This is a genomic window from Streptomyces sp. NPDC051555, assembly GCF_044454405.1.
Classification (GTDB): domain Bacteria; phylum Actinomycetota; class Actinomycetes; order Streptomycetales; family Streptomycetaceae; genus Streptomyces.
The window spans coordinates 224,046-250,183 of sequence record NZ_JBITDP010000004.1 but is presented as its reverse complement, the minus strand read 5'-3'; the positions used below and the strand labels follow the sequence as shown (position 1 = coordinate 250,183).

Annotated in this window: 28 protein-coding genes; 12 read left to right on the top strand and 16 right to left on the bottom strand. The window is 71.2% G+C overall.

Annotated elements, in window-relative coordinates:
- Positions 1–58 precede the first annotated feature (58 nt).
- Genes ACIBEA_RS12270 through ACIBEA_RS12260 form a run of 3 tightly spaced genes read left to right on the top strand, consistent with a single transcriptional unit; the run spans position 59 to position 3,617 of the window.
- A complete protein-coding gene (locus tag ACIBEA_RS12270; RefSeq protein ID WP_399259810.1) occupies positions 59–583 on the top strand; it encodes a PadR family transcriptional regulator in 525 nt (174 codons plus the stop codon).
- Complete coding sequence (locus tag ACIBEA_RS12265) at positions 580–1,266, top strand: ABC transporter ATP-binding protein (RefSeq protein ID WP_399259808.1); 687 nt, start codon at positions 580–582, stop codon at positions 1,264–1,266. Before ACIBEA_RS12270 ends, ACIBEA_RS12265 begins: the two co-directional genes overlap by 4 nt.
- Positions 1,263–3,617 carry an FtsX-like permease family protein gene (locus tag ACIBEA_RS12260; protein WP_399259806.1) on the top strand — a complete coding sequence of 785 codons (2,355 nt, stop codon included), beginning with the start codon at positions 1,263–1,265 and terminating at the stop codon, positions 3,615–3,617. Before ACIBEA_RS12265 ends, ACIBEA_RS12260 begins: the two co-directional genes overlap by 4 nt.
- 66 nt (positions 3,618–3,683) lie before the next feature.
- On the opposite strand, the gene ACIBEA_RS12255 is transcribed toward ACIBEA_RS12260, so the two are convergent.
- Positions 3,684–4,658 carry a hydrogen peroxide-inducible genes activator gene (locus ACIBEA_RS12255; protein ID WP_399259804.1) on the bottom strand — a complete coding sequence of 325 codons (975 nt, stop codon included), beginning with the start codon at positions 4,656–4,658 and terminating at the stop codon, positions 3,684–3,686.
- A gap of 168 nt (positions 4,659–4,826) precedes the next feature.
- Here ACIBEA_RS12255 and ACIBEA_RS12250 point away from each other — a divergent pair, with 168 nt between their 5' ends.
- A complete protein-coding gene (locus ACIBEA_RS12250; protein ID WP_399259802.1) occupies positions 4,827–5,381 on the top strand; it encodes a peroxiredoxin in 555 nt (184 codons plus the stop codon).
- Between the two features lie 3 nt (positions 5,382–5,384).
- Entirely contained in the window at positions 5,385–5,936 is a 552-nt protein-coding gene (locus ACIBEA_RS12245) for an alkyl hydroperoxide reductase (RefSeq protein WP_385782390.1), read from the top strand.
- Between the two features lie 96 nt (positions 5,937–6,032).
- On the opposite strand, the gene ACIBEA_RS12240 is transcribed toward ACIBEA_RS12245, so the two are convergent.
- From ACIBEA_RS12240 to ACIBEA_RS12220, 5 genes are all read right to left on the bottom strand, one after another.
- Positions 6,033–6,788 (bottom strand): hypothetical protein, encoded by a 756-nt coding sequence (locus ACIBEA_RS12240; RefSeq protein WP_399259799.1) that lies wholly within the window; start codon positions 6,786–6,788, stop codon positions 6,033–6,035.
- Positions 6,789–6,792: 4 nt separating this feature from the next.
- Positions 6,793–8,130: an AI-2E family transporter gene (locus ACIBEA_RS12235; protein WP_399259797.1), complete on the bottom strand. Its 1,338-nt coding sequence runs from the start codon at positions 8,128–8,130 to the stop codon at positions 6,793–6,795.
- Between the two features lie 112 nt (positions 8,131–8,242).
- Positions 8,243–8,956, bottom strand: a complete 714-nt coding sequence (locus ACIBEA_RS12230; protein ID WP_399259795.1) for a transglycosylase SLT domain-containing protein — start codon at positions 8,954–8,956, stop codon at positions 8,243–8,245.
- A 400-nt stretch (positions 8,957–9,356) separates the two neighbouring features.
- Complete coding sequence (locus ACIBEA_RS12225; RefSeq protein ID WP_354379683.1) at positions 9,357–10,673, bottom strand: PhoH family protein; 1,317 nt, start codon at positions 10,671–10,673, stop codon at positions 9,357–9,359.
- A gap of 367 nt (positions 10,674–11,040) precedes the next feature.
- Complete coding sequence (locus tag ACIBEA_RS12220) at positions 11,041–11,802, bottom strand: isoprenyl transferase (RefSeq protein WP_399259793.1); 762 nt, start codon at positions 11,800–11,802, stop codon at positions 11,041–11,043.
- A 128-nt stretch (positions 11,803–11,930) separates the two neighbouring features.
- Between ACIBEA_RS12220 and mgrA the strand changes: the two genes are divergently transcribed.
- On the top strand, positions 11,931–12,968 hold the full coding sequence (gene mgrA / locus ACIBEA_RS12215) for an L-glyceraldehyde 3-phosphate reductase (RefSeq protein WP_399259791.1): 1,038 nt from the start codon (positions 11,931–11,933) through the stop codon (positions 12,966–12,968).
- A gap of 142 nt (positions 12,969–13,110) precedes the next feature.
- On the opposite strand, the gene ACIBEA_RS12210 is transcribed toward mgrA, so the two are convergent.
- Positions 13,111–13,839 carry a prepilin peptidase gene (locus tag ACIBEA_RS12210; protein WP_399259789.1) on the bottom strand — a complete coding sequence of 243 codons (729 nt, stop codon included), beginning with the start codon at positions 13,837–13,839 and terminating at the stop codon, positions 13,111–13,113.
- Between the two features lie 132 nt (positions 13,840–13,971).
- On the opposite strand from ACIBEA_RS12210, the gene ACIBEA_RS12205 reads away from it, so the two are divergent.
- From ACIBEA_RS12205 to ACIBEA_RS12195, 3 genes are all read left to right on the top strand, one after another.
- Positions 13,972–14,382 carry a DUF192 domain-containing protein gene (locus ACIBEA_RS12205; RefSeq protein ID WP_399259787.1) on the top strand — a complete coding sequence of 137 codons (411 nt, stop codon included), beginning with the start codon at positions 13,972–13,974 and terminating at the stop codon, positions 14,380–14,382.
- Between the two features lie 86 nt (positions 14,383–14,468).
- Positions 14,469–15,086 (top strand): SMI1/KNR4 family protein, encoded by a 618-nt coding sequence (locus ACIBEA_RS12200; RefSeq protein WP_399259785.1) that lies wholly within the window; start codon positions 14,469–14,471, stop codon positions 15,084–15,086.
- 296 nt (positions 15,087–15,382) lie between these two features.
- On the top strand, positions 15,383–16,666 hold the full coding sequence (locus ACIBEA_RS12195) for an extracellular solute-binding protein (RefSeq protein WP_399259783.1): 1,284 nt from the start codon (positions 15,383–15,385) through the stop codon (positions 16,664–16,666).
- A 172-nt stretch (positions 16,667–16,838) separates the two neighbouring features.
- Here the strand turns inward: ACIBEA_RS12195 and ACIBEA_RS12190 are convergent, their stop codons facing one another.
- Positions 16,839–17,459: a hypothetical protein gene (locus ACIBEA_RS12190; RefSeq protein ID WP_399259781.1), complete on the bottom strand. Its 621-nt coding sequence runs from the start codon at positions 17,457–17,459 to the stop codon at positions 16,839–16,841.
- A 185-nt stretch (positions 17,460–17,644) separates the two neighbouring features.
- On the opposite strand from ACIBEA_RS12190, the gene ACIBEA_RS12185 reads away from it, so the two are divergent.
- Positions 17,645–18,787 carry a serine hydrolase domain-containing protein gene (locus tag ACIBEA_RS12185; RefSeq protein WP_399259779.1) on the top strand — a complete coding sequence of 381 codons (1,143 nt, stop codon included), beginning with the start codon at positions 17,645–17,647 and terminating at the stop codon, positions 18,785–18,787.
- On the opposite strand, the gene ACIBEA_RS12180 is transcribed toward ACIBEA_RS12185, so the two are convergent.
- The 3 genes from ACIBEA_RS12180 to ACIBEA_RS12170 all read right to left on the bottom strand — a co-directional run bounded on the left by ACIBEA_RS12180 (position 18,778) and on the right by ACIBEA_RS12170 (position 22,074).
- Positions 18,778–19,104 carry a nuclear transport factor 2 family protein gene (locus ACIBEA_RS12180; RefSeq protein ID WP_399259778.1) on the bottom strand — a complete coding sequence of 109 codons (327 nt, stop codon included), beginning with the start codon at positions 19,102–19,104 and terminating at the stop codon, positions 18,778–18,780. The genes ACIBEA_RS12185 and ACIBEA_RS12180 overlap by 10 nt on opposite strands.
- A 157-nt stretch (positions 19,105–19,261) precedes the next feature.
- Positions 19,262–20,137, bottom strand: a complete 876-nt coding sequence (locus ACIBEA_RS12175) for a polysaccharide deacetylase family protein (RefSeq protein ID WP_399259776.1) — start codon at positions 20,135–20,137, stop codon at positions 19,262–19,264.
- A 320-nt stretch (positions 20,138–20,457) separates the two neighbouring features.
- A complete protein-coding gene (locus tag ACIBEA_RS12170) occupies positions 20,458–22,074 on the bottom strand; it encodes an MDR family MFS transporter (RefSeq protein ID WP_399259774.1) in 1,617 nt (538 codons plus the stop codon).
- A 116-nt stretch (positions 22,075–22,190) separates the two neighbouring features.
- On the opposite strand from ACIBEA_RS12170, the gene ACIBEA_RS12165 reads away from it, so the two are divergent.
- On the top strand, positions 22,191–22,766 hold the full coding sequence (locus ACIBEA_RS12165) for a TetR/AcrR family transcriptional regulator (protein WP_399259772.1): 576 nt from the start codon (positions 22,191–22,193) through the stop codon (positions 22,764–22,766).
- A gap of 24 nt (positions 22,767–22,790) precedes the next feature.
- Here ACIBEA_RS12165 and ACIBEA_RS12160 read toward each other — a convergent pair whose 3' ends face one another.
- Positions 22,791–23,246 (bottom strand): nuclear transport factor 2 family protein, encoded by a 456-nt coding sequence (locus tag ACIBEA_RS12160; RefSeq protein WP_399259770.1) that lies wholly within the window; start codon positions 23,244–23,246, stop codon positions 22,791–22,793.
- Positions 23,247–23,343: 97 nt separating this feature from the next.
- Between ACIBEA_RS12160 and ACIBEA_RS12155 the strand changes: the two genes are divergently transcribed.
- A complete protein-coding gene (locus tag ACIBEA_RS12155; protein ID WP_399259768.1) occupies positions 23,344–23,901 on the top strand; it encodes a TetR/AcrR family transcriptional regulator in 558 nt (185 codons plus the stop codon).
- A 28-nt stretch (positions 23,902–23,929) separates the two neighbouring features.
- On the opposite strand, the gene ACIBEA_RS12150 is transcribed toward ACIBEA_RS12155, so the two are convergent.
- The 4 genes from ACIBEA_RS12150 to ACIBEA_RS12135 are packed head-to-tail and all read right to left on the bottom strand — an operon-like array spanning position 23,930 to position 26,098.
- The gene (locus tag ACIBEA_RS12150) at positions 23,930–24,643 is read right to left on the bottom strand and encodes an OmpA family protein (RefSeq protein ID WP_399259766.1); all 714 of its coding nucleotides are present in this window, start codon (positions 24,641–24,643) and stop codon (positions 23,930–23,932) included.
- A gap of 4 nt (positions 24,644–24,647) precedes the next feature.
- Positions 24,648–25,238: a hypothetical protein gene (locus tag ACIBEA_RS12145; RefSeq protein WP_399259764.1), complete on the bottom strand. Its 591-nt coding sequence runs from the start codon at positions 25,236–25,238 to the stop codon at positions 24,648–24,650.
- A 30-nt stretch (positions 25,239–25,268) separates the two neighbouring features.
- On the bottom strand, positions 25,269–25,889 hold the full coding sequence (locus ACIBEA_RS12140) for a pilus assembly protein TadG-related protein (RefSeq protein WP_399259762.1): 621 nt from the start codon (positions 25,887–25,889) through the stop codon (positions 25,269–25,271).
- Between the two features lie 11 nt (positions 25,890–25,900).
- Positions 25,901–26,098, bottom strand: a complete 198-nt coding sequence (locus tag ACIBEA_RS12135; RefSeq protein WP_399260139.1) for a hypothetical protein — start codon at positions 26,096–26,098, stop codon at positions 25,901–25,903.
- Positions 26,099–26,138 lie beyond the last annotated feature (40 nt).

Genomic DNA, 26,138 nt, shown 5'->3' with positions numbered 1-26,138 from the left:
TCCCGGCCCCGCGCACCTCGTATGCGTACGGCGTATGCGCCGTAGGTAGAGTCGGGCCATGTCCATAGGTCACACACTGCTCGGCCTCCTGGAGGCCGGGCCGCGCGACGGCTACGACCTCAAGCGCGCCTTCGACGAGAAGTTCGGCCAGGGGCGGCCGCTCGCCTACGGTGAGGTCCACGCGACCATGACCCGGCTGCTGGAGAACGGCCTCGTCGAGGTCGACGGCGTCGAGAGCGGCGACGGTCCGGAGCGCAAGCGGTACACCATCACGGACGCCGGGATCACCGACGTCGAGGTCTGGCTGGGATCCCCGGAGAAGCCCGAGTCCTACCTCCAGTCGACCCTCTACGCCAAGGTCGTACTGGCCCTGCTCACCGGCCGCAGCGCCGAACAGCTCCTCGACACCCAGCGCGCCGAGCACCTGCGCACGATGCGCCTGCTGACCAACCGCAAGCGCAAGGGCGACCTCGCCGCCCAACTGATCTGCGACCACGCCCTCTTCCACCTGGAGGCCGACCTGCGCTGGCTGGAGCTGACCGCGGCCCGCCTGGACCAGCTCAGCCACGAGGTGCGCCCGTGATCCCCGACGGTTCGCTGCTCGGCGCCGAGGGTCTGCACAAGTCCTACGGCTCCAACACCGCCCTGATCGGGGCCGAGTTCTCCATCCACCCCGGCGAGGTCGTCGCCGTCATGGGGCCCTCCGGCTCCGGCAAGTCGACGCTGCTGCACTGCCTGGCCGGGATCGTCGCGCCCGACGCGGGGACCATCACCTACGCCGGACGCGAGCTGTCCGCCATGAACGACGCCCAGCGCAGCGCCCTGCGCCGCAGCGAGTTCGGCTTCGTCTTCCAGTTCGGCCAGCTCGTCCCGGAGCTGACCTGCCTGGAGAACGTGGCCCTGCCGCTGCGCCTGAACGGCGTGAAGCGCAAGCAGGCCGAGGCCACCGCCCTGGCCTGGATGACCCGGCTGGAGGTGGAGGACATAGCCGCCCAGCGCCCCGGCGAGGCCAGCGGCGGCCAGGGCCAGCGCGTCGCGATCGCCCGCGCCCTGGTCACCAGCCCTCGGGTGGTCTTCGCCGACGAACCCACCGGCGCCCTGGACACGCTCAACGGCGAACTGGTCATGCAGCTGCTCACCGAAGCCGCGCGGGCCGCCAGCACCGCGGTCGTCCTGGTCACGCACGAGGCCCGGGTCGCCGCGTTCTCGGACCGCGAGGTCGTCGTGCGGGACGGCAGGACGCAGGACATGGAGCGCATCGTATGACCGCTGCGCAGGGCTGGACCCGCGACCTCCTCATGGGCGCCCGGTTCGCACTGAACGGCGGCCGCCAGGGCTGGACCCGCACGCTGCTCACCGGGGTCGGCGTCGGGCTCGGCGTCGCCCTGCTGCTGGTCACGGCCGCGCTGCCGAGCGCGCTGACCGCCCGTACCGACCGCGGTGACGTCCGCACGAACATGTCGCTGACCGGCCCCGAGCACCCCCGCCCGGAGACCTTCCTGATCGCGCGGGCCTCCCAGGAGTACCACCACAAGTCCATCGAGGGGTTCCGCATCCAGGCCGAGGGGCCGGACGCCCCCGCCCCGCCCGGCCTCTCCCGGTTCCCCCGCCCGGACGAATTCGCCGTCTCCCCGGCCCTGGACGCGCTACTGAAGTCCGCCGACGGGCAGCAGCTCCGCGAGCGCTTCGGGGCCAAGTCCTTCACCCTGATCGGCGATGCGGGCCTGGTCGGCCCCGGCGAGCTGTTCTTCTACGCGGGCACCGACGACCTGCGCACCAGCGGCGCCCGCTACGGGCAGGTCCAGCGCTACGACGCCTTCGGCGCCGCCGACGAAGGCGACCCGCTCGACCCGGTCCTGGCCCTGATGGTCGTCCTGACCTTCGTCGCCCTGCTGATGCCGGTCACCGTCTTCATCGCCGCCGCCATCCGCTTCGGCGGCGAGCAGCGCGACCGCCGCCTCGCCGCGCTCCGCCTGGTCGGCGCCGACGTCCGGATGGTGCGCCGGATCGCCGCGGGCGAGGCGCTGGCCGGGTCCGTCCTCGGGCTGGGCCTCGGCGTCCTCTTCTTCCTCGTCTCGCGGCAGTTGGTCGGCAGCCGGGCACTGGGGCGACGCAGCGTCTTCCCCGCCGATCTCGACCCGAGCCCCTGGCTGGCGGCGCTCGTCGCCGTCGCCGTACCGCTGCTCTCGGTCGCGGTCACCCTGTTCACCCTGCGCGGCGTGGGCATCGAACCGCTGGGCGTCGTACGGGCCGCGCCCCCGGCCAAGCGCCGGATCTGGTGGCGGCTGCTGCCGCCGCTCGGCGGGATCGCGCTCCTCGCGCCGCTGGCGAACCGGAACTCCGGCGACCCGGCGCGCTTCAACCAGGGCCAGGTGGGCACGGGCGTCGTCCTGCTGCTCGTGGGCATCACCGCCGTGCTGCCCTGGCTGGTCGAGCGGAGCGTCTCCCGGCTGTCCCGCGGCCCCGTCTCCTGGCAGCTGGCCGTACGCCGCCTCCAGGTCGCCAGCGGTACGGCGGCCCGGCTGGTCAACGGCGTCGCGGTCGCGGTCGCCGGGGCCATCGCGCTGCAGATCCTCTTCGCCGGCACCGAGTCCGTGTACACCTCCCTCATCGGCGTGGACCCGGCGCGGGCCCAGATGGCGGTGACCGCGGACCGCCAGCCCGGCTCCGACCTGCGGATCGAGGACATCGCCACGAAGGTCGCGCGGGCCGAAGGCGTCACCAAGGCCATCGCCCTGACCAGGATCAGCGCCGCCACCAAACTGCCGGCCGACGCGTCGAGCGTCCAGATCACCGTGGGCACCTGTGACGCGCTGCGCGAGGTCGCGGTGATCCAGACCTGCGCCGAGGGCGACTCCTTCGCCCTGACCGGGACTCAGCAGCCGAACGGAGAGACGTACGAGATCGCGCCCACGAGCGGCACCAAGCTCTTCGCGGGCGCCGTGTCGGGAGACCCGGACGACGGCAAGCCGGTCGAGTGGACGGTCCCCCAGGGCCTCCGGAAGGTCGCGAGCCGCCCCGACCCGGACGGGGGCCTCAACACCGGCCTGCTGACCACCCCGTCCGCCGCGCCGCCGGTGGCCGACGCGCAGGTCTTCGCGAGCGTGTACGTCCTGCTCGACCCGGCGGTGCCGGAGGCGGTGGAGAACGTCCGCACGGCCACCTACCGGGCGGACCCGCTCGCCCGGGCGTACCAGCTCCAGTACGCCAAGACCAACGGCCAGTACGACGCCATCCGGGCCGGGTTGTACATCGGATCCGTGCTGGTGCTGGTACTGATCGGGCTGAGCCTACTGGTGGCGCAGCTGGAGCAACTGCGCGAACGGGCGCGGCTGTTGTCCTCACTGGTCGCCTTCGGCACCCCGCGCGGCACGCTGTGCCTGTCGGTGCTGTGGCAGACGGCCCTGCCGATCGCGCTGGCCCTGGTCCTCGCCAGCGCCGTGGGCCTGGCCCTGGGCTCGGTCCTGTTGCGGATGACCGGGCTGCCCGTGCTGATCGAGTGGAACGTGGTCCTGGCGATGGTGGGGGCCGGCGGCGCCCTGGTCCTCCTGGTGACGTTGCTCAGCCTGCCGCCGCTGCTGCGGATGATGCGACCGGACGGCCTGCGGACCGAGTGAGCGCCGCGGCCCCGCGCCCGCACCCGCGCCCACACCCGCACTCGCGCCCGGCGGCCGGCCCGCGGCCTACTCGGCGATCCAGACCGGGAGCGGGCGCACCGCGTGCCGCAGCGACTGCGCGACGGCCCGGAACTCCTGTGCCCGGGCCGTACCCGTCCGCATCGCCAGCGCGATCCGGCGCGAGGGCGCGGGTTCGGCGAAGTACCCGGTGGCGAGGTACTCGTTGCGGGTGGTCTCCAGCCGCAGCGCGGTGCGCGGCAGCAGGGTGACGCCCAGTCCGCCCGCGACGAGTTGGACGAGGGTGGAGAGCCCGGCGGCGGTCGTGGTGACGTCCGCGCCCTCGCCGCGCCCGGCCTCGCGGCAGATGTCCAGGGCCTGGTCCCGCAGGCAGTGCCCCTCGTCGAGCAGCAGCAGTTGGAGCCCGCGCAGCGCCTCGCGCGGGATGTCCCGGCGCCCCGCGAGCGGGTGTTCGCGCGGGACCAACAGCACGAAGTCCTCGTCGAAGACCGGGACTTCGGTGACCCCGGGCACCCCGAGCGGCACCGCGAGCAGCAGCAGGTCGAGGCGCCCGCCGGTGAGCCCCTCCAGCAGCGAGGAGGTCTGTTCCTCGTGCACCTGGAGGTCCATCAGCGGGTAGCGCCGCTGGAAGAGCCCGAGGACGGTCGGCAGCAGGTAGGGGGCGACGGTGGGGATCACCCCGAGCCGCAGCACTCCGGTGAAGGGGGCCCGTACCGCCTCGGCCTCCTCCATCAGCGCGGCCATGGACTCCAGGACCACCTTCGCGCGGGCGGCGATCCGCTCGCCCGCCGGGGAGAGCAGCACCTTGCGGGTGGTGCGCTCCAGGAGCTGTACGCCGACGGCCTCCTCCAGCGCGGAGACGGCGCCGGACAGGGCGGGCTGGCTCATCCCGACGGCGGCGGCCGCGTCCCGGAAGTGCAGGTGCTCCGCGACGACCGCGAAGGCGCGCAGCTGGGCCAGCGTGGGCTGTTTCGAGCCACCCTTCGCGCCGGACTTCGCGCCGCTCTTGGCAGGGGCCGACACGGCGCCCTTCATTCCACTCTTACTGGTAGCCACTGATAGGTACCTCCGATCACCCACCACAAGAGTAGCTATTTCTGTAATCAATCCAGGTGTGCCAGCATGTGAGATCCGTCCAACCCCCTCGGAAAGCCCCCAAAAAGGCCACTTTCCCATCCGCTTGGAGTGCGCGTGCTCACTGTCGGTGACAAGTTCCCCTCGTACGATCTGACCGCTTGTGTCTCCCTGGAGGCCGGTAGCGAGTTCGCCCAGATCGACCACAAGGCCTACGAAGGCAAGTGGCGCGTGGTGTTCTTCTGGCCGAAGGACTTCACCTTCGTCTGCCCGACCGAGATCGCCGCCTTCGGCAAGCTGAACGACGAGTTCCTCGACCGCGACGCCCAGCTCCTCGGCGTCTCCGGCGACTCCGAGTTCGTCCACCACGCCTGGCGCAAGGACCACGCCGACCTGCGTGACCTGCCCTTCCCGATGCTGGCCGACTCCAAGCACGAGCTGATGCGCGACTGCGGCGTCCAGGGCGAGGACGGCTTCGCCCAGCGCGCCGTCTTCATCGTCGACCCGAACAACGAGATCCAGTTCACGATGGTGACCGCCGGTTCCGTGGGCCGTAACCCCAAGGAGGTCCTGCGGGTCCTCGACGCCCTGCAGACCGACGAGCTGTGCCCCTGCAACTGGAACAAGGGCGAGGGCACCCTCGACGCCGGCGCGCTGCTGGCCGGTGAGTGACCCGTGTCCCTCGACACGCTGAAGTCGGCCGTCCCCGACTTCGCCAAGGACCTGAAGCTGAACCTCGGTTCGGTCATCGGCAATCAGGACAAGCTCTCGCAGCAGCAGCTCTGGGGCACCGTCCTGGCCTGCGCGATCGCCGCCCGCTCCCCGCGCGTCCTGCGTGAGCTGGAGCCGGAGGCCAAGGCGAACCTGTCCGCGGAGGCCTACACCGCGGCCAAGTCCGCCGCCGCGATCATGGCGATGAACAACGTCTTCTACCGCACCCGCCACCTGCTCTCCGACCCGGAGTACGGCACGCTGCGCGCGGGCCTGCGGATGAACGTCATCGGCAACCCGGGCGTCGAGAAGGTCGACTTCGAGCTGTGGTCGCTCGCGGTCTCCGCGGTCAACGGCTGCGGCCAGTGCCTGGACTCGCACGAGCAGGTCCTGCGCAAGGCCGGCGTCGACCGCGAGACGGTGCAGGAGGCCTTCAAGGTCGCCTCGGTGATCCAGGCCGTCGCGGTCACCCTCGACGCCGAGGCCGCGCTCGCCGAGGCCACCGCCACCGTGTAACACCCCACGGATCCGCGCCACCCGCGCGTGCACCGCACTGGGCCCCGCCGCCGTCACCACGGCAGCGGGGCCCTTTGCGCGGGCGCCCGCTCGCGGCTACTTCTTCATGGCCGCCATCAGGTCGCGCATGTCGGAGATCATCGCCGCCTCGATCGGGGTGTAGTCGACCCGGCCCGACCCACCGACCTGCCGCGGATCGTTGCCGAAGGGCGAGAGGGTGAGGACGAACACCGCGCCTCCGTCCAGCACCTTCAGCTCGGGGCCCATGCCGTCGTTCGCGGGGGTCATCACCGCGCGCTCGCCGAGGTCCTGCACGGCGGCCCGCTCCATCGAGACGGCGCCCCGCTCCCACGGGTGCTCGACGTCGAACTCCGGCTCGGGATCGGTCTTCTTGTGCAGCTGGACGGTCGCCCACACGTTGAAGCTGCCGTACTTGGTACCGCTGCCGTCGTTGGGCTCCGCGGTGCTCAAGGAGCACATCCCCCAGTCCAGCGCGGGGTGCTCCGACTTCATGCTCGTCGGGGCGTCCTTGCGCAGGTCCCCGACGGCGGCGGTGAGCGCCTTGGCCGTCACCGCGTCGCACAGCTTCTCCGGCAGCGCGTAGGCCACCGGCGGCGCGTCCAGCCGGTCCCCCAGCGCGTAGAGGGAGCCCGCCCAGAGCGCGGAGGCCACGACCGCCCCGCCCAGGGCCCACACCCACCGGCCACCCCGCGAGGCGCCCCGGCCGACGCTGCCGGGGCCTCCGGCGAGGTCCACGGCGCGGTCCTGCGCGGGCGACCCCGGTGGCCCGTCGGCCGACCCGGTCACCTCGGTCGTCGTCCAGCCTGCGTCGGCCTCGGGCTCGGATATCACTGCGCTACTCCCCCTGTTCGACCGCCGCCCGGTCCACGGCCGTCGCCCCGTGCGGGCCCGGTCCGAACTGCGCGTCCTGTTCCCTGGAATACACCCGCAGGTAGCCGACGACCGTGTTGGTGACGGCCACCAGCGGTACGGCGACCACGGCGCCCCCGATACCGGCGATCATGCCACCGGCGGCCACCGAGAGCACCACCGCGAGCGGGTGCACCCGTACCGCCCGGCCCAGGATGAAGGGCTGGAGCACGTGCCCCTCGATCTGCTGCACGGCCAGGACGACGGCCAGCACCATCAGGCCCGTGAACGGACCCTGGGTCACCAGCGCCACGACCACCGCGAGGGCTCCCGAGATGACCGCGCCGACCAGCGGGATGAAGGCGAACAGGAAGATGAAGACGGCCAGCGGCACGGCCATCGTCACGTCGAGGAACCATAGGCCCAGGCCGATGAAGATGGCGTCGATGAGGGCCACGATGACCGTGCCCCGCACGTAGGCGGTCAGGGTGCGCCAGGCGCGCGGGCCGGCGCCCGCGACCCCGGCGCGCGCGGCGGTGGGCACCAGGCCGAGCACCCACTCCCAGATCTTCTTGCCGTCGTACAGCAGGAAGAGGGTGGAGAACATGGCGAGCAGGATGCCCGTCAGCACCTCGACCATCACCGTGACGCCCTGGAGCCCGGCGGAGGTGATCTCCTGGGTGTTGGTGCCGATCGTGTCGCTGAGGTTCTTGGCGATGTCGTTGATCTGCTGCTCGGTCACGTGGAACGGACTGTTGAGGGCCCACCGCTTGAGCTCCTCGATGCCGTCGCGGACCCGTGCGGAGAGCTGGTCGAGGTTCTCCATGACCTGCCACACCACGAACCAGCCGACCAGTCCGATGACCACGAAGCCGAGGATGGCGGTGACGGCGGTGGCGAGCCCGCGGGGCAGGCCCAGCCTGCGCAGCCGGACCACGAAGGGCTGGAGCAGCGCGGTGACGAGCAGGGCGGCGGCGAAGGCCAGCACCACGAGCCTGACTTCGCTGATCACCTTCATCACGACCCAGAGCATCCCGGCGACCAGCAGCAGCCGCCAGCTGACCTCCGCGGCCACCCGCATCCCCCAGGGCACCACGGCCACCGGGTCGGGCCGCAGGCGCGCCGCCGGATCTGGTGCGCCGGGATTCCCGGGCGCCTCCGCGCCGGCGCCCCGGGCGGCCGCGCGCCCGGGAGCGGTCGCCGGCGCGGCGAGGGCCGGTTCCGCGTTCTCCGCCTCCACCTCGGCCCGGCGTTCGTCCAGCTTCGCCTCGACCTGGCTCAGCCCTCTTCCGAGTCTGCCCAGCCAGGCTGCCCACTTCGACATGTCGTCCCTTTCCCCCCGTCCGTCCCAACGCGACCCCGACGACGGTACACGCGAGGAGCCCCGCACCGTAGGACGGTGCGGGGCTCCTCGGGGTCGAGCGAGGGGGTGGGGCCTAGTACCAGTCGTTGGCCTGGTGGAAGGACCAGGCAGCACACGGGCTGTTGTACCGCTCGTTCATGTAGTTCAGGCCCCACTGGATCTGCGTGGCCGGGTTGGTGCGCCAGTCGGAGCCGGCCGAGCTCATCTTCGAGCCGGGCAGGGCCTGGACCAGACCGTAGGCACCCGAGCTGGAGTTGACGGCCTGGTAGTTCCAGGTGGACTCGGCGTCGACGATGTTCGAGAAGCACTGGAACTGCGACGCCGGGACGATCTGGCGCGCGATCGACTTGAGCTCGGCGATCGTGTAGGAGCTCTTCGGGGTGAAGGAAGAGGCGTCACGGCTCGCCGAACGGCTGGCGACCTCTTCCTTCTCGTCGCGCTCCTTCTTCGCCTTCGCCTCGGCGTCCGACTTCTCCTTGGCCACGGCCTCGGACTTCTTGTCCTTGGCGTCCTTGGCGGCCTGGACGCGCGCGGCTTCCTCGGTGGAGCGCTTGGCGTCGGTGTCGGCGGCGTGCGAGAGGGCGTCGGCCTGCTGCGTCAGCGAGGCGTTCTGCACGCGGGCCTGCTCGCCCGCGGGGATGTCTGCGAGGAGAGTCGCTCCCGATGCGGTCGTCTCGAGGTTGTTCGAGTTCTGGGGGTCGCCTGTGGCAACACCCACGACGGCGCCGACGGTGGTGACCGCGGTGGCGGATGCCACGGCGAATCCCCTGACCGAGATGCGGCTCACACGGTGTCCTTCCAGCAGCGTCCGGGCGGTGACCTCGGGGACGCAGGAGTGCCCCTGACGCTGGCCTCCATGGTCTGTGGTCACGGGAGGCGCGGGCCCGTGGGCAACTCCCTCGTCGGGAGTGCCACATGGTGCTTGCGGGCGGCATACGGCGGTCGTCTGTGGAGTTGTTGCTGAGCTGTGCAGCCACGAGGGATACACGTGTGCCGTATGCGGGGCCTTACGGAGACCAGACTCTGCCGGACCTCGACGCCGCGAGGCAATTCTCCGTTGCGTGGGAAAGGTCACACCTGCTGCGACGCCGTTGTTTTCGACGAAGCCCTGTGCGGCGGCGCGCCGCCCGGCTAGGCTCTTTCGCCTTTGCCGGACGGCGCCAACTTCCGTACCGCTATGGGTCCTTTCAGAGGGTTTCGAGCATCTCCGTCACGAGAGCGGCGATGGGCGAACGCTCGGAGCGGGAGAGCGTGATGTGGGCGAAGAGCGGATGGCCCTTCAACTTCTCGACCACGGCCACCACTCCGTCGTACCGGCCGACCCGCAGGTTGTCCCGCTGGGCGACGTCATGGGTCAGCACGACCCGACTGTTCGCCCCGATTCGGGACAACACGGTCAGCAGGACGTTGCGTTCCAGCGACTGGGCCTCGTCCACGATCACGAAGGCGTCGTGCAGCGAGCGTCCCCGGATGTGCGTGAGCGGCAGCACCTCCAGCATCCCGCGGCCCAGCACCTCCTCGATGACGTCCCGCCCGGCGACCGCCGAGAGGGTGTCGAACACCGCCTGGGCCCAGGGGCTCATCTTCTCGGCGGCGTCACCGGGGAGGTAGCCGAGGTCCTGGCCGCCCACCGCGTACAGCGGCCGGAAGACCATCACCTTCTGGTGCTGCCGGCGCTCCAGTACCGCCTCCAGCCCCGCGCAGAGCGCGAGCGCGGACTTGCCGGTACCGGCCCGGCCGCCCATGGAGATGATCCCGATCTCCGGGTCGAGCAGCAGGTCCAGCGCGATGCGCTGCTCGGCGCTGCGGCCGTGCAGCCCGAAGGCTTCGCGGTCGCCCTTCACGAGCCGCACGTTGCCGTCGGCGGTGACCCGGCCCAGCGCCTTGCCGCGCTCGGACTGGATGACCAACCCGGTGTGCACGGGCAGTTCCGCCGCCTCGGGGACGTACAGCCGGTCCTCGGAGTAGAGGAGGTCCACCTGCTCGCCGGAGAGGGCGATCTCGCTCATGCCGGTCCACCCGGCATCGGTGATGGCGAGTTCCGCCCGGTACTCCTCGGCGATCAACCCCACGGAGGAGGCCTTGATGCGCAGCGGGAGATCCTTCGACACGACCGTGACGTCGTACCCCTCGGCCTGGAGGTTGCGGGCGACCGCGAGGATCCGCGAATCGTTGTCCCCCAACCTGAAGCCCGCGGGCAGGATGCCCGGATCGGAGTGGTTGAGCTCGACACGCAGGGTGCCGCCGAGATCGCCCAGCGGGATGGGGGCGTCGAGGCGACCGTAGCGAACGCGGAAGTCGTCGAGCAGGCGCAGCGCCTGCCGGGCGAAGTAGCCGAGTTCGGGATGGTGCCGCTTGGCCTCCAACTCGGTGATCACCACGATCGGGAGCACGACCTCGTGCTCGTCGAAGCGGGAGATCGCGTTGGGGTCTGCCAGCAGGACGCTGGTGTCGAGGACGTAGGTCCGCCTGTCGGGCAGGCGGCGCTTTGTGCTGGTCACCACGGAAGGACGTACCCCCTCGGAAGAGGTCGGGCCATGAAGACCGGACCGGTCATCGGCCCCCGTGCCAGGGCCGAGCACCGGCCCTCCAATCCGTCCGTGCGAACCGCACGCGCGTCCTGGTGCAAAGGGCCTCCCGGGCGGACGGCCCTGTGCCGCCCGCTGAGACTCGACACCCGTGGACCGGGCGTCGACCTGCATGGGGTATGCCCTCGAACACCCACTGCCATGCCACGGCATATGACGGACGCTCGGTGAATCCCTGGTGAAGGCCGCGGGCCGGGTGTGCGGGGGTGGGGCGGGAACGCGCACCGGGCCCCGGACGGAGTCCGGGGCCCGGTGTCACGGCGGGGTGGGGAGCGGTCGGGGATCAGGTCCCGTAACGCCGGTGACGTGCCGCGTAGTCGCGCAGCGCCCGCAGGAAGTCCACCTTGCGGAAGGCCGGCCAGAACACTTCGCAGAAGTAGTACTCGGAGTGGGCGCTCTGCCAGAGCATGAAGCCGGAGAGCCGCTGTTCACCGCTGGTGCGGATCACGAGGTCCGGGTCGGGCTGGCCCCGGGTGTAGAGGTGCTCGGCGATGTGGTCGATGTCGAGGATCTCGGCCAGCTCCTCGAAGGAGGTGCCCTTCGAGGCGTGCTCCAGGAGCAGCGAGCGCACCGCGTCCGCGATCTCCTGGCGGCCGCCGTAGCCGACCGCGACGTTGACCAGTATTCCGCCGCGGTCGAGGGTGGCCTGCTCGGCCTCCTTGAGCACGGACTGCGTGCGGGAGGGCAGCAGGTCCATGTTCCCGACGTGATGGACGCGCCAGCGGCCGTCCGCGGCGAGGCCCCGCACGGTGTTCTCGATGATCGTCAGCAGCGGGCCGAGCTCGTTCTCGGGTCGGTCGAGGTTGTCCGTGGAGAGCATCCACAGGGTCACGACCTCGACGTCCGACTCGTCGCACCAGCCGAGCAGCTCGGAGATCTTCTCGGCCCCGGCCTGGTGGCCCTGTTCCGTGGTGCCCCCGGAGGCCTTGGCCCAGCGCCGGTTGCCGTCCAGGATGACGCCGATGTGCTTGGGCGCCGCGTCATGGTCGATGCGGCCTTCCACCCGGCGTGCGTAGAGCCTGTACACCAGGTCGCGCAGATTCACGATCTTCCAGCCCCTCCGTGCAATGCCCCCGTGCGAATTGCGGTCCCCCCTCAAGGCCGCAACATTACTGCGCTTGCGGGGGCCTCACCCAACTCGGTCTGTCACAGGTCCGTGATAGGCAGGACAACGTGACTGATACCAATCCCTATCGGGCAGAGCCTTCGCGCTACGACTCCATGAACTACCGCCGCTCGGGCCGCAGCGGCCTGAAGCTCCCCGAGATCTCCCTCGGCCTCTGGCACAACTTCGGGGACGACGCGTCCCTGGGGAACCAGCGCGCGATCCTGCGGCGGGCCTTCGACCTCGGCGTGACCCACTTCGACCTGGCCAACAACTACGGCCCGCCCCCCGGCTCCGCCGAGCTGAACTTCGGCAAGATCTTCGCCCAGGACTTCGCGTCCCACCGCGAGGAGCTGGTCCTCTCCACCAAGGCCGGCTACCTGATGCACGCCGGCCCCTACGGGGAGTGGGGCAGCCGCAAGTACCTGCTCGGCTCCCTCGACGCGTCCCTGAAGCGGATGGGCGTGGACTACGTCGACATCTTCTACTCGCACCGCTTCGACCCGCACACCCCGCTGGAGGAGACCATGGGCGCCCTCGCGTCCGCGGTCCAGCAGGGCAAGGCGCTGTACGTCGGCGTCTCCTCCTACACGGCGGCGCAGACGGCCGAGGCGGTGCGGATCCTGCGCGACCTCGGCGTACGACCGCTGATCCACCAGCCCTCGTACTCCATGATCAACCGCTGGACGGAGGAGGACGGGCTGCTGGACACGCTGGAGGAGGCCGGCATGGGCTGCATCTCCTTCGCGCCGCTGGCCCAGGGCCTGCTGACCGGCAAGTACCTCAAGGGCATCCCGGAGGGCTCGCGGGCCACGCAGGGCAAGTCCCTGAACCCGGACCTGCTCTCGCAGGACGTGGTCCGGCGCCTGAACGGCCTGAACGACATCGCGGCCCGGCGCGGGCAGTCGCTGTCGCAGCTGGCGCTGAACTGGGTGCTGCGCGACGAGCGGATGACCTCGGCGCTGATCGGGGCGTCCAGCGTGCAGCAGCTCGACGAGAACGTGGCCGCGCTGGCGGCGGCGCCGCTCTCGGAGGAGGAGCTGAAGGAGATCGATTCCTTCGCGGTCTCGACTCCGGGGACCAACATCTGGGCCCAGCGGGGATGACCTGCGCGTTCCCCGCACCCTCGGGTCCGGGGGACCGGAGAAGAAAAACGGGCCGGTCCGTGGGGGGGATACGGACCGGCCCGAGGGGGGGGTTCCACCATAACCCTTCGTAAAGCCTGCTGCGTGCATTGCCGCGCCAGGATTACGCTCCGAAACCGCCGAGCAACATTCCGGTGAGCGCACCGGCGGCCATGAAGGGACCGAAGGGGAAGGGGTCCCGACCTCGCGCCCGGCCCCGCAGCACAAGGCCGAGGCCGTACAGGGCGCCGTAGAGCAGGCCCAGGAAGGCGCCCGTCGCCCATACCCCCCACCCGTACCACCCAAGAGCGACCCCGAGCGGGAGCGCGAGCTTGACGTCCCCGAAGCCGAGTCCGGCCGGGTTGACGACGAAGAGCGCGAGGTACGCCGCCCCGAGCGCGCCCCCGCCCAGCAGCGCGAGCGGCCAGGACCCGGCGGTCCCGGGCAGCAGGGCCGCCAGCCCGAGGAGCGCGGCCACCGCGGCCGCCAGCGGCAGGGTCAGCACGTCGGGCAGCCGGTGCACGGCCAGGTCCACCAGGGCGAGCAGGACCGGTACGGGCGCCAGCGCGACGAAGACCGCGGTTTCCGGCCGGGCCCCGGCGACCGCCGCCAGCGCCGCGCAGACCAGCGCGGCGAGTACGGCCGTACGGGGGGCGCTCGGCCCGTACGGGCGGCCCGAGCACCGCGCGGGCCCCAGCCAGCCGCGCGGCCCGCGGCCCAGCGGGTGCCCCCGGGGGCAGCTCTCCCGCCACGGCTCCTGCGGCTCGACCCCGAGCCGGTAGGCGGCCAGCGGCAGGAGCGACCCGGCGGCCGCGCCGTAGCCGGCGGCAAGGATGATCACGACCACGCCCATCCCGCCGACCGTAGGCCCCCGCGCCCCCGGGGTCATGGGCCCGGGGACCCATGGCCCGGCCACCCGCCCCGGCGGAGACTGGTCCCGGCCGGGACCCAGCCGGGGCGTGCGGCCGGGAAACGAGGGATGCGGATGGCACGGCGTTGGCAGGACGGACCGGGCGCGCTCGACCTCCCGGAGGGCGGCGCGGTCGCCCTGGAGATCGCGGCCTCGTACCGCGCGCGGACCCGGGGCCTGCTCGGGCGGGACGGGATCGGGGGCGCGCTGCTGCTGACCCCGGCCGCCGGCGTGCACACCTTCGGGATGCGCTTCGCGATCGACGTGGCCTACCTGGACCGGCGGCTGCGGGTCCTGGCGGTGCGCACGATGGTCCCGGGCCGGCTCGGGCTGCCGCGGCCGCGCGCGCGGCACGTGCTGGAGGCGTCGGCGGGGGCGATGGCGGGCTGGGGGCTGCGGCGGGGCGTGAGCGTGCGGGTGCGCACGGAGGGCGGCGCGGAGAGCGGGGCGCAGGGCCCGGCGGAGGGCGGGTCCGCCCCCGGCTGAGCACGGCACTGGGACCGGCCGGCGGCGCGGGGTAAGTTGGGACGGTTGGGCATCGGGCGGGGTGCAGGGATCGTCGGGGAGCGGACGTGGCGGAGAACGCGCGGGTCAAGGCGTTGGAACGGATCATGTCCGCGACACACGGGGCCGACGAGGACATCGACTGGCCGGCCGCCGAGGCGGTCTGGGGCACCCGGTTCCCCGCCGACTACGTGGCCTTCATGGGGCGCTTCGGCGCGGGCACGATCAACGGCGAGGCGGGGATCCTGCTGCCGCTGCCCAAGCCGGGACCGCAGTGGGACCCGGCCGAGATGGCCGAGGAGACCGCCAACGCCCGCGCCCTGTGGGCGGCGGAGGGCGGCCGGGCCGCCTTCGACGTCGATCCGGAGTCGATCCTGGCCTGGGGCGTGGTCGGCGGCGCCGACATCCTGTGCTGGCTGACCACCGATCCCGACCCGGACCGCTGGCCGGTGCTGGTCTGCGGGCGGCACACCGCCGACGTCTTCGCGGTGTACCCGTACGGCATGGCGGAGTTCCTGCTGCGGATGTGCTCGGACGAGTTCGACATGAGCCCCGTCGGCATCACCTTCTGGGACGGCGAGCAGCTCGGCTTCGTGCACTGGCGCAAGGCCCAGCGCCGCTGGCAGGAGGGCCGCAACCCCGAGACGGGCGAGCCGGACCCGTACGCGGGCGACTTCGCCGACTGACGGCCGCTTCGCGCCACCCGCGGCCGCGGCGCGACGCCTCTCCTGCCGAAAAGCCCGTTTCCCGACCGGAAACGGGCTTTTCGGCATGTCTACGCGCGTCCGAATTGTTGATCACATATCGGAAAACACCAGTCAGAAATCCATTGCTTGGAGCATTGCCCACAAGTAGTGCCCCAATGGAATCAATCACCCTTCAGCAGGAGAGAATTCCGGCCAACGGGCCGTGCGGGGACACCCCGACCCGGAGCAACCCATAAGTAACGTCGGGCTACAAAAGAAATTCGGGGAATTCTCTCGTGCGACGAAGAACATTCGGCGCGGCCGCGGGCGCGGCCGTGCTCGGTCTCCTGCTCCCACTGACGGGCTGTGGTTCCACCGCAGGTGACAGCGGGGACGCCGTGACGCTGCGACTGGTCGCCGCCGAATACGGAGACGGCCCGAGCACCAGCTCGAAGGCCTTCTGGGACAAGATGTCGGACTCTTTCACCGCCGCGCATCCGGGCATCGAGGTCGAGGTCACCCTGCTGCCGTGGGCGGACATCGACCGCGAGGTCAGCAAAATGGTGAAGGCGGGCAAAGCGCCCGACATGGCCCTCATGGGCGGGTACTCCGACTTCGCGGCCCAGGGCAAGCTCTACTCGGCCGAGGAACTGCTGTCGGTCACCGCCGAGGCGAACTTCCTGGCGCCGCTGGCCGAGGCGGGCTCGGTCGGCAACACCCTCTACGGCCTGCCCTTCGTCGCGAGCAGCCGGCTGCTCTTCTACAACCAGGCCCTCTTCGCCAAGGCCGGCGTGAACGCCCCGCGGACGTGGTCGGAGCTCAAGAGCGCGGCCAAGGCGCTCAAGGACAAGGGTGTGAAGTACCCGTACGCCCTGCCGCTGGGCCCCGAAGAGGCCCACGCGGAAGCGATGATCTGGGAGCTGAGCAACGGCGGCGGCTACGCCGACAGCAGCGGCAACTACAGCCTGGCCTCCGACTCGAACGTCGAGACCTTCCGCTGGATCAAGGACAACCTGGTCGCCCCGGGCCTGCTCGGGCCGGTGCCGCCCGCCCAGCTCAACCGCCAGGACGCCTTCGCCGCCTTCCTGCGCGGCGAGGTCGGCATGCTCAACGGCTACCCCTCGCTGCTCCACGAGGCGAAGGCCAAGGGCATCGGCGTCGGCACCGTGTCCATGCCGGTCAACGACGCCCTGGGCAGTGGCGAGACCCCGCCGGCCGTCGGCGTCGCCGACTGGATGATGGCCTTCAAGCAGAACGGCCACCGCGAGCAGATCGGCCGGTTCCTGGACTTCGTCTACCAGGACAAGAACCTGAGCGACTTCGCCGGCCGCTACCACCTGCTGCCCTCCACCATCTCGGCGGCGCGCACCCCGGCGGGCGGCGGCCTCGACAAGGGCGACGAGCAGTTCCTGACCGCCCTGCGCGGTGCTCAGCTCTACCCGGTCAACGACCCCTCCTGGGTGACCGTCAGCGACACCATCAAGCGCAACATCGGCCGCGCCGTGGACCCCACCGGCGACCCGAAGGGCGTCCTGGAGGGCATCGCGCAGAAGGCCCGCGAAGCGTCCAAGCACCACTGAGTCCCGCGTGTCCCGCCCGTTCGGCCCTGACATCAGGGACCTTCGCCCCGGCTCCACCACCCCCCGCGTGCGCCAGGATGGCTGTCACGGCACTCGATCCGAGGCCGCAGCCCGGCCGCCCGCACCGCGCCCACAAGGCGCGCGGGGCGACGGGCCACTCGGGACGCGACAGTCAGTGCCGGCCGTTGTCGCCGGCGAAGGCGGTGCGGTACTGCTCGCAGCTGGAGTTCCAGCGCAGGCTGCCGTTCACGGTGCCGTAGCCGGTGCGGGTGGCCGACCACTCGACCGTGTACTCCCCCGTGTCGCAGGCGATCCGCTTGTCCCCGCCGACCGTGGCGCGGCCGGTGGCCGGGCGACCCTTGGAGTCGCTGCTGACCTTCGCCGCCTCGACCCCGTCGGCCCTGCGCACCACCGCGTACAGCGTGATGGGGTGCTTGCCGTTCTTGGTGGTGACGGCCTTCTTCACCAGCGTGGAGTCCGAGATGGACCACGCGAACTCGAACTTCGGCTGCCAGGCCAGCGTCTTGGGGTCGGCCTTCTTCGCCTCCCACTCCGGGGCGCCGGACGGGCCCGGGACGGTCCTCGTCTCGTACTGGACACCGGGGTGGAAGCGGAACTGCGCCTCCAGCTTGTGCATCTCGTCCTTGGTCCAGCGCGACTTCATCGCCTTCTCGCCACCGGACGGGTCCTGGAGGTACGACGAAGCCTCGGCCGCCGCGGCGTCCACGAGAGCGGGCACGAGGGCCGCGGCGGCGGTGGCGAGGGCGACGGCGGCGATACGGGTGCGCTTCATGCGCTGCCCAACGGGCCCCCGGGGCGGGCCGGAACGACACCGGGCCCGCGTTCACCCGTACGGGAGCGCACCGAGGTGACGGACTGCGGCGCGCCAGGAATACCACCCCACCGGCGCTCGTTGGCGCGACTGACACGAGACGGTACGAAGCGATCGCGGATCCGCGGATCCGGCAGGGGGACGACATGGCGGTACAGGTGAACGGAACGGTGGCGGCGGGCTGGGAGCCGGTGCGGGAGGCGCTCGCGGCCTTCGCGCTGACCGAGGAGACCTCTCCCGAGGCGCAGCTGGCGGTGTACCACCAGGGGCGCCGCGTGGTGGACCTGTGGGCGGGCGAGGACACCGCGGCGGACACCCTGACCGGCGTCTACTCCATCACCAAGGGCGCGGCCCACCTGGTGGTGGCGCTGCTCGTGCAGGACGGCGTACTGGACCTGGAGCGTCCGGTGTCGCAGTACTGGCCCGAGTTCACCGGGTACGGCAAGGAGCGCCTGACGCTGCGCCAGCTGGTCTCGCACCAGTCCGGTCTGATCAACACTCCGGAGGGCTTCACCCTCGACGAGGTCGCGGACGACGCGCTGGTCGCCGCCCGGCTCGCCGGTCAGAAGCCGTACTGGGAGCCGGGAACGGGCTACGGCTACCACGCCTTCGTGATCGGCGCGCTGACCGGCGAGGTGGTGCGTCGGGCCACCGGCAAGACCCTCCAGCAGGTCTACGAGGAGCGGATCCGCGCGCCCTACGGGCTGGACCTGTACATCGGGCTGCCGGCGGAGCTGGAGCCGCGCTGGAAGCCGGTGCTGCCGCAGGTCCCGACGGCCGCGGGGCTGGCGGCGCTGGCGGGCGGCCCGCCGCCGCCGGCGCTGATGGAGACCGCGTTCAACTGGCACACCCGGCCCCCGATGGACCTGGTGGCCTACGCGAACCACCCCGCGGTGAAGTCGCGGGGTCCCGCGTCGGCGGGCGGCGTCGGCACGGCGCGCGGCGTCGCGGGGATGTACGCGGCGGCGATCGGCGAACTGGCCGGGCGGCCCGCACTGCTGAAGCCGGAGACGGCCGCCGAGTTCGCGAAGCTGCACACCCCGGGTGACGACCTCGTGACGCCGGAGAAGGATCATTTCGGACTGGGCTTCGAGCGGCAGCCGCAGGTCGGACCGCAGGCCTTCGGCCACTGCGGTGCTGCGGGCGGCCTCGGCTTCGCCGACCCGGTGACCCAGGTGGCGTACGGCTACACGCGCCGCCGCTTCGGCTTCCCGGGCGGCCCCTCCCCGGAGAACGGCCCGCTGACGGCGGCGGTGCTGGCCGCGGCCCGGGCGGCCGATCAGGCCTGACCGGTCTCGAACCTGCTGATCGAGCCCGCACCGTCGACCACGAACCGCCAGGCGGTGCGCATCTCGCCCCAGGTGGAGTTGCGGTAGTTCACGACGAGGGCACGCCCGTCGTCGGACTGGGACTCGACGTCCATGTGACCTTCGGAGGAGAAGATCTCCTTGTCGGTCCACTGCTGGACGTCGCGGTCCGATCCGTCGTCGGACATGCTCGCGTCGGGGGTGAGTACCGCGAAGACCGCGGCCCTGTCCCCCGCGTTGACGGCGGTGACGAAGGCGCGGACGGCGGGGTCGGCCAGCTGGTCGGGCGAGACGGTCATGGGGGCCTCCTGGGCGGTGTGCGTACGGGGCGTCCGTACGGGCGGGGCGTACGGGGGACCCGTACGCCGACCAGGGAACACCGGCGCCGGGGCCCGCGCGCCGACCCTCACCCGTTCGCCACCCGACGGCGTGTCAGGGGCGGGTCAGGGGGGCGGGTCAGGGGGCGGTGCGGACCGGGAAGCCGGTGGGGCGGCCCTGCTGCGCCAGCCGGGTCAGCACCTCGTCGAGGGCCTCGACGGTCTGCTCGCGGTTGCCGCCGCCGTCGTGGAAGAGGACGGTGGGGCCGCTGTGCAGCTCCTGCTCGACCGTCTTCACGATCGCGGCGCTGCCGGGCTTCTTGAAGTCCTTCGTGTCGATGTTCCAGCCGAGGGGGCGCATGCCCGCGGCGGCCGCGAGCGCCCGGCTCTCAGGGGTGAACGCCCCGCCGGGCGCCCGGTAGTACTCGACCTTCGCGCCGTTCCCGGCCGCGTCCTCGATCAGCTTCTTCGCGTCCAGGATCTGCCGCTTCTGGTAGTCCACCGGCTTCTTGGCCATCGCGATGTCGTGGTCCATGGTGTGGTCGCAGAGCCGGTTGCCGTCCGCGACGACCTGCTTCACCAGGTCCGGGTGGGCCTTGGCCTGTGGCCCGATCATGCAGAAGGTCGCCTTCGCGCCGTGCTTGCGGAGCACCTCCAGGACCTTCGGGGTCCAGGTCGGGTCGGGGCCGTCGTCGATGGTGATGTTGACGGCGTTCCCGCCCGCTTCCGAGGCGTGGGCGATGGTGTCGGGGACCTGGCCCGGCTCGGCGCCACCGGAACCCGGGTGCGGCGCCCCGCCGGCGCCCTTCGGATCGTCCGCGGGGTCGTTCCGCTCCTCGGGGGCGTCCTTCTGCCGGGACACGTTCTCGTGGTCGTGCCCGTCGCCGGGGCCGTGCGCGGGTGCGACGAGCGTCGCCACGCCCCACACCGTGGCCGCGACGGCGGCGGCCGCTGCCGCCACGGCTATCCGGGCCCGAACCCCTCGCTGCGCCATGTGACTCGTGATGCGCTCCATGAACCGTCCACTCCCCATCCGCCTTTGCAGGTCCTGTGAGGGAGGATGACGGTGAACGGCGGCCGGTTCCAGCTGCTTTGACCATAAAATCTACGTATAGGACCTTAGTGACCTTGGTCCTTGATCGTCCCTTTTCGGGTCTCGTGGGGAACCGCACCACATGTACGGAAACTCCTACCCCGCGGAGCGGCGCCCCAAGCCCGCGACCGGGCGGGGCGGTTCACCCGGCGACGCGCCGGGAACCGGTACGCGACCGCACGTGAAAAAGCCCGGCCCCCGTGGATCCGTCCATCCACGGGGGCCGGGCATCGCGGCAGGTATCAGTGGGCCACGGAGGCCTGCGCGGCGGCCGCGGCCGCGGCACCCTTGTCCGTGCCGGCGTCCTTGGCACCGCCGGCGGCGGGTCCGGCGCCGCGCAGCGGCACCTCCTTGACGAACCAGGCGGCGATGAAGCCGATCAGTGCGATGCTCGCGCCGAGCAGGAACGCGGAGTGCGTACCGGCGGCCACCGCGTGCTGGTACGCCTCGCGCACCACGGCCGGCAGCTGCGCCAGGTGCGCCGCGTCGAGCTGCGCGGAGCCGGACTTGGCGGCGGCGGCCGGGCCGAGCCGGTCGGTCATGGTCTGCGTGACCTGGCTGGTGAACAGCGAGCCCATCAGGGCCACGCCGAACGAGCCGCCGAGCGTGCGGAAGAGGGTCGCGGAGGAGGAGGCGACGCCCATGTCCTTCATCTCGACGCTGTTCTGCGCGACCAGCATGGTGATCTGCATCAGGAAGCCGAGGCCGGCACCGAGGACCGCCATGTAGACGCCGGACATCAGTCGGCTGGTGCCGGTGTCCATCTGCGAGAGCAGGAACAGGCCGACGACCATCAGGGCGCCGCCCGCGATCGGGAACATCTTGTACTTGCCGCTGCTGGTGGTGACGCGGCCGGCGATCAGCGAGACGACCATCATCGACAGCAGCATGGGCAGGAGCAGCAGGCCCGAGTTGGTGGCCGAGGCGCCCTGGACGGACTGCTGGAAGAGCGGCAGGTAGAGCACGCCGCCGAACATCGCGAAGCCGGTCAGGAAGCCGATCACCGACATGAGGGTGAAGTTGCGGCTGCGGAAGATGTGCAGCGGCATGACCGGTTCGGCGGCGCGGGTCTCGACGAAGAGGAAGCCGGCGATGGAGACGATGCCGACGGCGATCAGGCCGATGATCTCGGCGGAGCCCCAGGAGTACTCCGTACCGCCCCAGGTGGTGACGAGGACGGTGGAGGTGATCGCGAGGGTGAGCAGGGCCGCACCCAGGTAGTCGATCTTGCCCTGCGTCTTCTTCTTGGGCAGGTGCAGGACGGCACTGACCATCGCGAGGGCGACGACGCCCAGGGGCAGGTTGATGTAGAAGGACCAGCGCCAGCCCCAGTGGTCGGTGATGGTGCCGCCGATCAGCGGACCGCCGATCATCGCGAGGGCCATGACGCCGGCCATCATGCCCTGGTACTTGCCGCGCTCGCGGGGCGGGATGAGGTCACCGATGATCGCCATGACGCCGACCATCAGGCCACCGGCGCCGAGCCCCTGGATCGCGCGGAAACCGATGAGCTCACCCATGTTCTGGGCCATGCCGCTGAGCACGGAGCCGATCAGGAAGATCACGATGGAGGTGAGGAACGAGCCCTTGCGCCCGTACATGTCGCCGAGCTTGCCCCAGATGGGGGTGGAGGCGGCGGTGGCGAGGGTGTAGGCCGTGACCACCCAGGAAAGGTGCTCCAGGCCGCCCAGCTCGCCGACGATGGTCGGCATCGCGGTGCCGATGATCATGTTGTCCAGCATCGCCAACAGCATGGCGATCATGAGCGCGAGCAGCACGACGCGCACGCTGCGCGGCTTGGCCCCGCCCTGGGGCGCCTCCGTCCCCGCTCCGGGCTCCGCCTGTGTCGTCTTGCTCATGTCCGTCCGCTCCCCGATGACACCCGGGCACTTACTTGCCGCCCGGCTAGTTCACTACACTGGGGAAACTAGACCCGTAACTAGCCGGGCGTCAAGTAAGTAATTGGAGCGTGCCCATGTCCAGCAGTCCGCAGCCGCGCCGTGGCAACACGCGCCAGCTCATCCAGGACGTCGCACTGGAGCTCTTCGCCGAGCAGGGGTACGAAAAGACGTCACTGCGGGAGATCGCGGAGCGACTGGAGGTCACGAAGGCGGCGCTGTACTACCACTTCAAGACCAAGGAAGAGATCCTGATCAGCATCTTCGACGACACGACGCGTCCGATCGACGAGCTGATCGCGTGGGCCGGGGAACAGCCGCGCACGCTGGCGACGAAGAAGGAGATGCTGCGCCGCTACAGCGAGGCGATGCTCTCCAGCCGCCAGCTCTACCGCTTCATGCAGGAGAACCAGGCGACGATGCGCGAGCTGAGCATCGGCGAGACCGTCAAGAAGCGGATGCTGCAGCTCGTCGACCTGCTGCGCACGGACGACGCCCCACTGCCGAACCAGGTGCGCTGCGTCAGCGCGATCTTCACGCTGCACGCGGGAATGATGTTCCTCCAGCACGTGGAGGCCGACCCGGAGGAAACCCGGCTGGCCGCCCTGGAGGTGGCGATGGACCTGATCACGCGTGCCCACGAGGAGGGCTAGGGCCGCGACCGGGTCGAACGGGCCTCAGGCGGCGCGCAGGCGGCGGTCCGATGCCGCGATGGGGACGTCGTTGATGCTGGCCTCGCGGCGGCGCATCAGGCCGTCCGGGTCGAACTCCCACTGCTCGTTGCCGTGGCTGCGCCACCACTGGCCGGCCGCGTCGTGCCACTCGTACTCGAAGCGCACGGAGATGCGGTTGCCGGTGTAGGACCACAGCTCCTTGCGCAGGCGGTAGTCGAGCTCGCGGGTCCATTTGTCGGCGAGGAACTCCCTGATCTCGGCGCGGCCCGTGAGGAAGCGGTCGCGATTGCGCCAGACCGAGTCCTCGGTGTAGGCGAGGGCGACCCGGTCGGGGTCGCGGGTGTTCCAGGCGTCCTCGGCGGCCTGGACCTTGGCCAGGGCGCTCTCCCGCGTGAAGGGCGGCAGGGGCGGGCGCGGGGTGGTGGTGCCGGGACTGGGACTGGGGCTGGACGACGGCATGGCGGGGCCTTTCGACGCTGCACGAGTGGAGAACGTACGTTCTCACCGTAGAGAACGAGCGTTCTCGCCGCAAGCGAAAGAGGGTTACGCTGCCCTCATGGACGACGAAGAGGCCCGGACCCGACTGCTGGACACGGCGGAAGAGCTGTTCTACGCCGAAGGCGTGCAGGCCGTGGGCATGGACCGCATCCGCACCGGGTCGGGGGTCCCGCTCAAACGGCTGTACCGGGTCTTCCCGGCCAAGGAAGCGCTGGTCGAGGCCTACTTGGACCGGCGCGACCAGCGATGGATGACCAGCCTGCGGACCGCCGTGGCCGCGGCCGGACCCGAGCCGGCGGCCGCGGTGACGGCCGTCTTCGACTGGCTGGCCGAGTGGTTCGCGGAGCCCGGCTTCCGGGGGTGCGCCTTCCTGAACGCGCACGGGGAGCTGGGCGCGGGACCGGCCGGGGTGCGGGAGATCGTACGGCGGCACAAGGCGCAGCTGCGGGAGCTGCTGGGCGAGGTGGCGGGCCCCGGGGCGACGGAGCTGGCGGACCGGTTGATGATCCTGGTCGAGGGCGCGACGGCGGTGGCGGCCCTGGACCCCGGCCCGGCCCCCGCCCTGCGGGCGCGCGACATGGCGGAACTCCTCCTGGCGCGGAGCGGGTCCCGCTAGGGCGCGGAGCGGGTGGTGCCTGGTCGGGCTACTTGTCGCTGCCGCGCGGGAAGGTGATCTCCACACGGCGGTTCTTCTTGCGGCCCTCTTCCGTGCCGTTGTCGGCGATGGGGTAGTCCTCGCTGTACCCGCGGATGTCGAAGACGACGGAGGCGTTGGTGACGGTCTTGGCCAGCTCGGTGTGCACGGCCTCGGCGCGCTGCTTGGAGAGTTCCAGGCCGTGCTCGTAACTGCCCTGGTCGTCGGTGAAGCCGAAGACGCGGACGCGGGTGGCCTTCTGCTGGTTGATCTCGTTGGCGATGGCCAGGATGCGGGCCGCGGCCTGGGCGTTGAACACGGCGCTGTTCTCGGGGAAGAGGACCTCCGACTGGAGCGCCATCATGACGTTCTGGTTGGTCTCCTGCCGCCGCTGCTCACCACCGAGGTCCTCGACGACCTCGGCGATGTCGAGCACCTTGGCGGCGGCGAGGGTGCCGCCCTGCGGGATCTTGAGCCCGGGCGAGTTGGAGTCGATGGCCACGGGCGCGGCACTGGACGCCTCCGTCCCGGGGGGCGTGGTGCCGGTCGGCGTACCGCCGGGGCGCGGGGAGCCGGAGGGAGCGGCCCCGACGGGCGCGCCGGTCTTGTCGTCGGCGTGGGCGCTCGTCGCGCCGAGCAGGTGTCCCCCCGCGATGATCAGCGCGGAGACCGCGGTGGCGGCGGCCGCGCGGTGGCGGGCGTGTGTGCGTGCGCGTGTGGTCATGGGGTCACCCGGAGATTTTGATGGTGGCCGTGGCGAAGGTGGGGAGGCTGAAGTCGACCTCCGCCGTGGTGGCGGGGGGTGCGGGGAACTGGGCGAAGAACGGGATCGTCGCGCCCGGTTCGATGCGAGTGATCCCCGTCGTGCACAGGCAACGGCTTTCGGTGTCCCTGAGCACGTAGTAGCGCTTCTTGCCGGGCTTGTCGACCAGCGTCGCGCCTGCGACCGAGGTACCGCTGGCGTTCTTCTCGTCGCCACGCCAAGCAGTGACCTTCGTGAACACCTTGTCGGTGTTGTTCTTGATCTGGCCGCTCACCGTGACGAATCCGCCCTGATCGCGAGCGGCCGCATTGACCGTCAGGACGATGCCCGGATCGCCGTTCGTCGTGGCGAGCACCTCGGTCGGCTCCGCACTGGGGGCCGTGTCGGTGGTGGGCTTCTTCGAGGTACCGCCCTGCGATGGAGCGGCGGACGGCTTCGCGTCGCCTTGTGGCTTCTTGTCGTCCCCGCCTCCGCATCCGGCCAGTGTGAGGGCCAGGACCGCCGCAACCGCGACAGCCGCTCCCCCGCGGACCTTCACCGTGTGCCGCATGCTCATCTACGCCGGTTCCCTGTCTCTCGTTGGCTTTCAGTGGACCAGGCGGACGTCGAAGAGGCTCCTCGCCAACGTGCGCCACGGGTCCGGTTTCGACGGATCGAAATGGATGACGTCTCCACCCCTGCACAGGATCTCGACGGGGTCCGGCTTCGGCGGCGGACTCCCCTCCGCAGGGGGCTCACCCCCCGGATCGGGCGCCGAACCAAGGGCGCACCGGGGGTCGATGCGCGCCGTCGCCGTGGCAGTTCCCCTCGTCCCGGCGATCCCCGGAACGACGGAACTCCCCACCCCTGTCCTCGTCGTCGCCACGACCGTGAAGCTGGGCAGCGCCGCCTCACAGGTCGCCGTCGCCCCGTTGTCCGACGCGAAACCACGGGCCGCACCGCACGCGCCCGCCCCATCGAACAGCCGGCCGTCGAGGATGTTGCGCCAGTCCGCGGGCCCCAGCTTCGCGAAGTCCAGGCCGGGCAGCAGGTGGTCCCGCGCATCTCCCGCGGCAGCCAAGGCCGCCGAGTCCGCTGCCTTCTGGGCATTGCTGCGGACCACGGCGGCCTGGCTGATGGCGAAGAAGGCGAACGCGGCGAAGAGCACGCCCGCCACCGTCACGATGTAGATCGGAAACGCCTGACCCTTGTCGCGGGAACCGCGCACGACCTCTGGTCTCAACCCGCCGTAATGGCAGCGACGGCGGCGGCGATGCGGTCCGTGATCGCTGTCCCGATGCCCGAGCCGACGATGGCTCCGATGATCACCACGACCACCAGGATGATGCCCAGGTACTCGAAGGCCGTCTGTCCCCGGTCCTCCTCGTGCCCGTCCATCATCCGAAGCCTCGCCTCGATCCACACTTTGAGCAGCATGCTGTTCGGCATGGGCGTTCCCTCCCGGTCCGGTGCCGCT

Coding starts and splice junctions, on each gene's coding strand:
- ACIBEA_RS12270 (WP_399259810.1), top strand. CDS start 59: ATGTCCATAGGTCACACACTGCTCGGCCTCCTGGAGGCCGGGCCGCGC.
- ACIBEA_RS12260 (WP_399259806.1), top strand. CDS start 1,263: ATGACCGCTGCGCAGGGCTGGACCCGCGACCTCCTCATGGGCGCCCGG.
- ACIBEA_RS12235 (WP_399259797.1), bottom strand. CDS start 8,130: ATGTCGAAGTGGGCAGCCTGGCTGGGCAGACTCGGAAGAGGGCTGAGC.
- ACIBEA_RS12210 (WP_399259789.1), bottom strand. CDS start 13,839: ATGGGCGTGGTCGTGATCATCCTTGCCGCCGGCTACGGCGCGGCCGCC.
- ACIBEA_RS12205 (WP_399259787.1), top strand. CDS start 13,972: ATGGCACGGCGTTGGCAGGACGGACCGGGCGCGCTCGACCTCCCGGAG.
- ACIBEA_RS12190 (WP_399259781.1), bottom strand. CDS start 17,459: ATGAAGCGCACCCGTATCGCCGCCGTCGCCCTCGCCACCGCCGCCGCG.
- ACIBEA_RS12185 (WP_399259779.1), top strand. CDS start 17,645: ATGGCGGTACAGGTGAACGGAACGGTGGCGGCGGGCTGGGAGCCGGTG.
- ACIBEA_RS12180 (WP_399259778.1), bottom strand. CDS start 19,104: ATGACCGTCTCGCCCGACCAGCTGGCCGACCCCGCCGTCCGCGCCTTC.
- ACIBEA_RS12175 (WP_399259776.1), bottom strand. CDS start 20,137: ATGGAGCGCATCACGAGTCACATGGCGCAGCGAGGGGTTCGGGCCCGG.
- ACIBEA_RS12170 (WP_399259774.1), bottom strand. CDS start 22,074: ATGAGCAAGACGACACAGGCGGAGCCCGGAGCGGGGACGGAGGCGCCC.
- ACIBEA_RS12165 (WP_399259772.1), top strand. CDS start 22,191: ATGTCCAGCAGTCCGCAGCCGCGCCGTGGCAACACGCGCCAGCTCATC.
- ACIBEA_RS12160 (WP_399259770.1), bottom strand. CDS start 23,246: ATGCCGTCGTCCAGCCCCAGTCCCAGTCCCGGCACCACCACCCCGCGC.
- ACIBEA_RS12155 (WP_399259768.1), top strand. CDS start 23,344: ATGGACGACGAAGAGGCCCGGACCCGACTGCTGGACACGGCGGAAGAG.
- ACIBEA_RS12150 (WP_399259766.1), bottom strand. CDS start 24,643: ATGACCACACGCGCACGCACACACGCCCGCCACCGCGCGGCCGCCGCC.
- ACIBEA_RS12145 (WP_399259764.1), bottom strand. CDS start 25,238: ATGAGCATGCGGCACACGGTGAAGGTCCGCGGGGGAGCGGCTGTCGCG.
- ACIBEA_RS12135 (WP_399260139.1), bottom strand. CDS start 26,098: ATGCTGCTCAAAGTGTGGATCGAGGCGAGGCTTCGGATGATGGACGGG.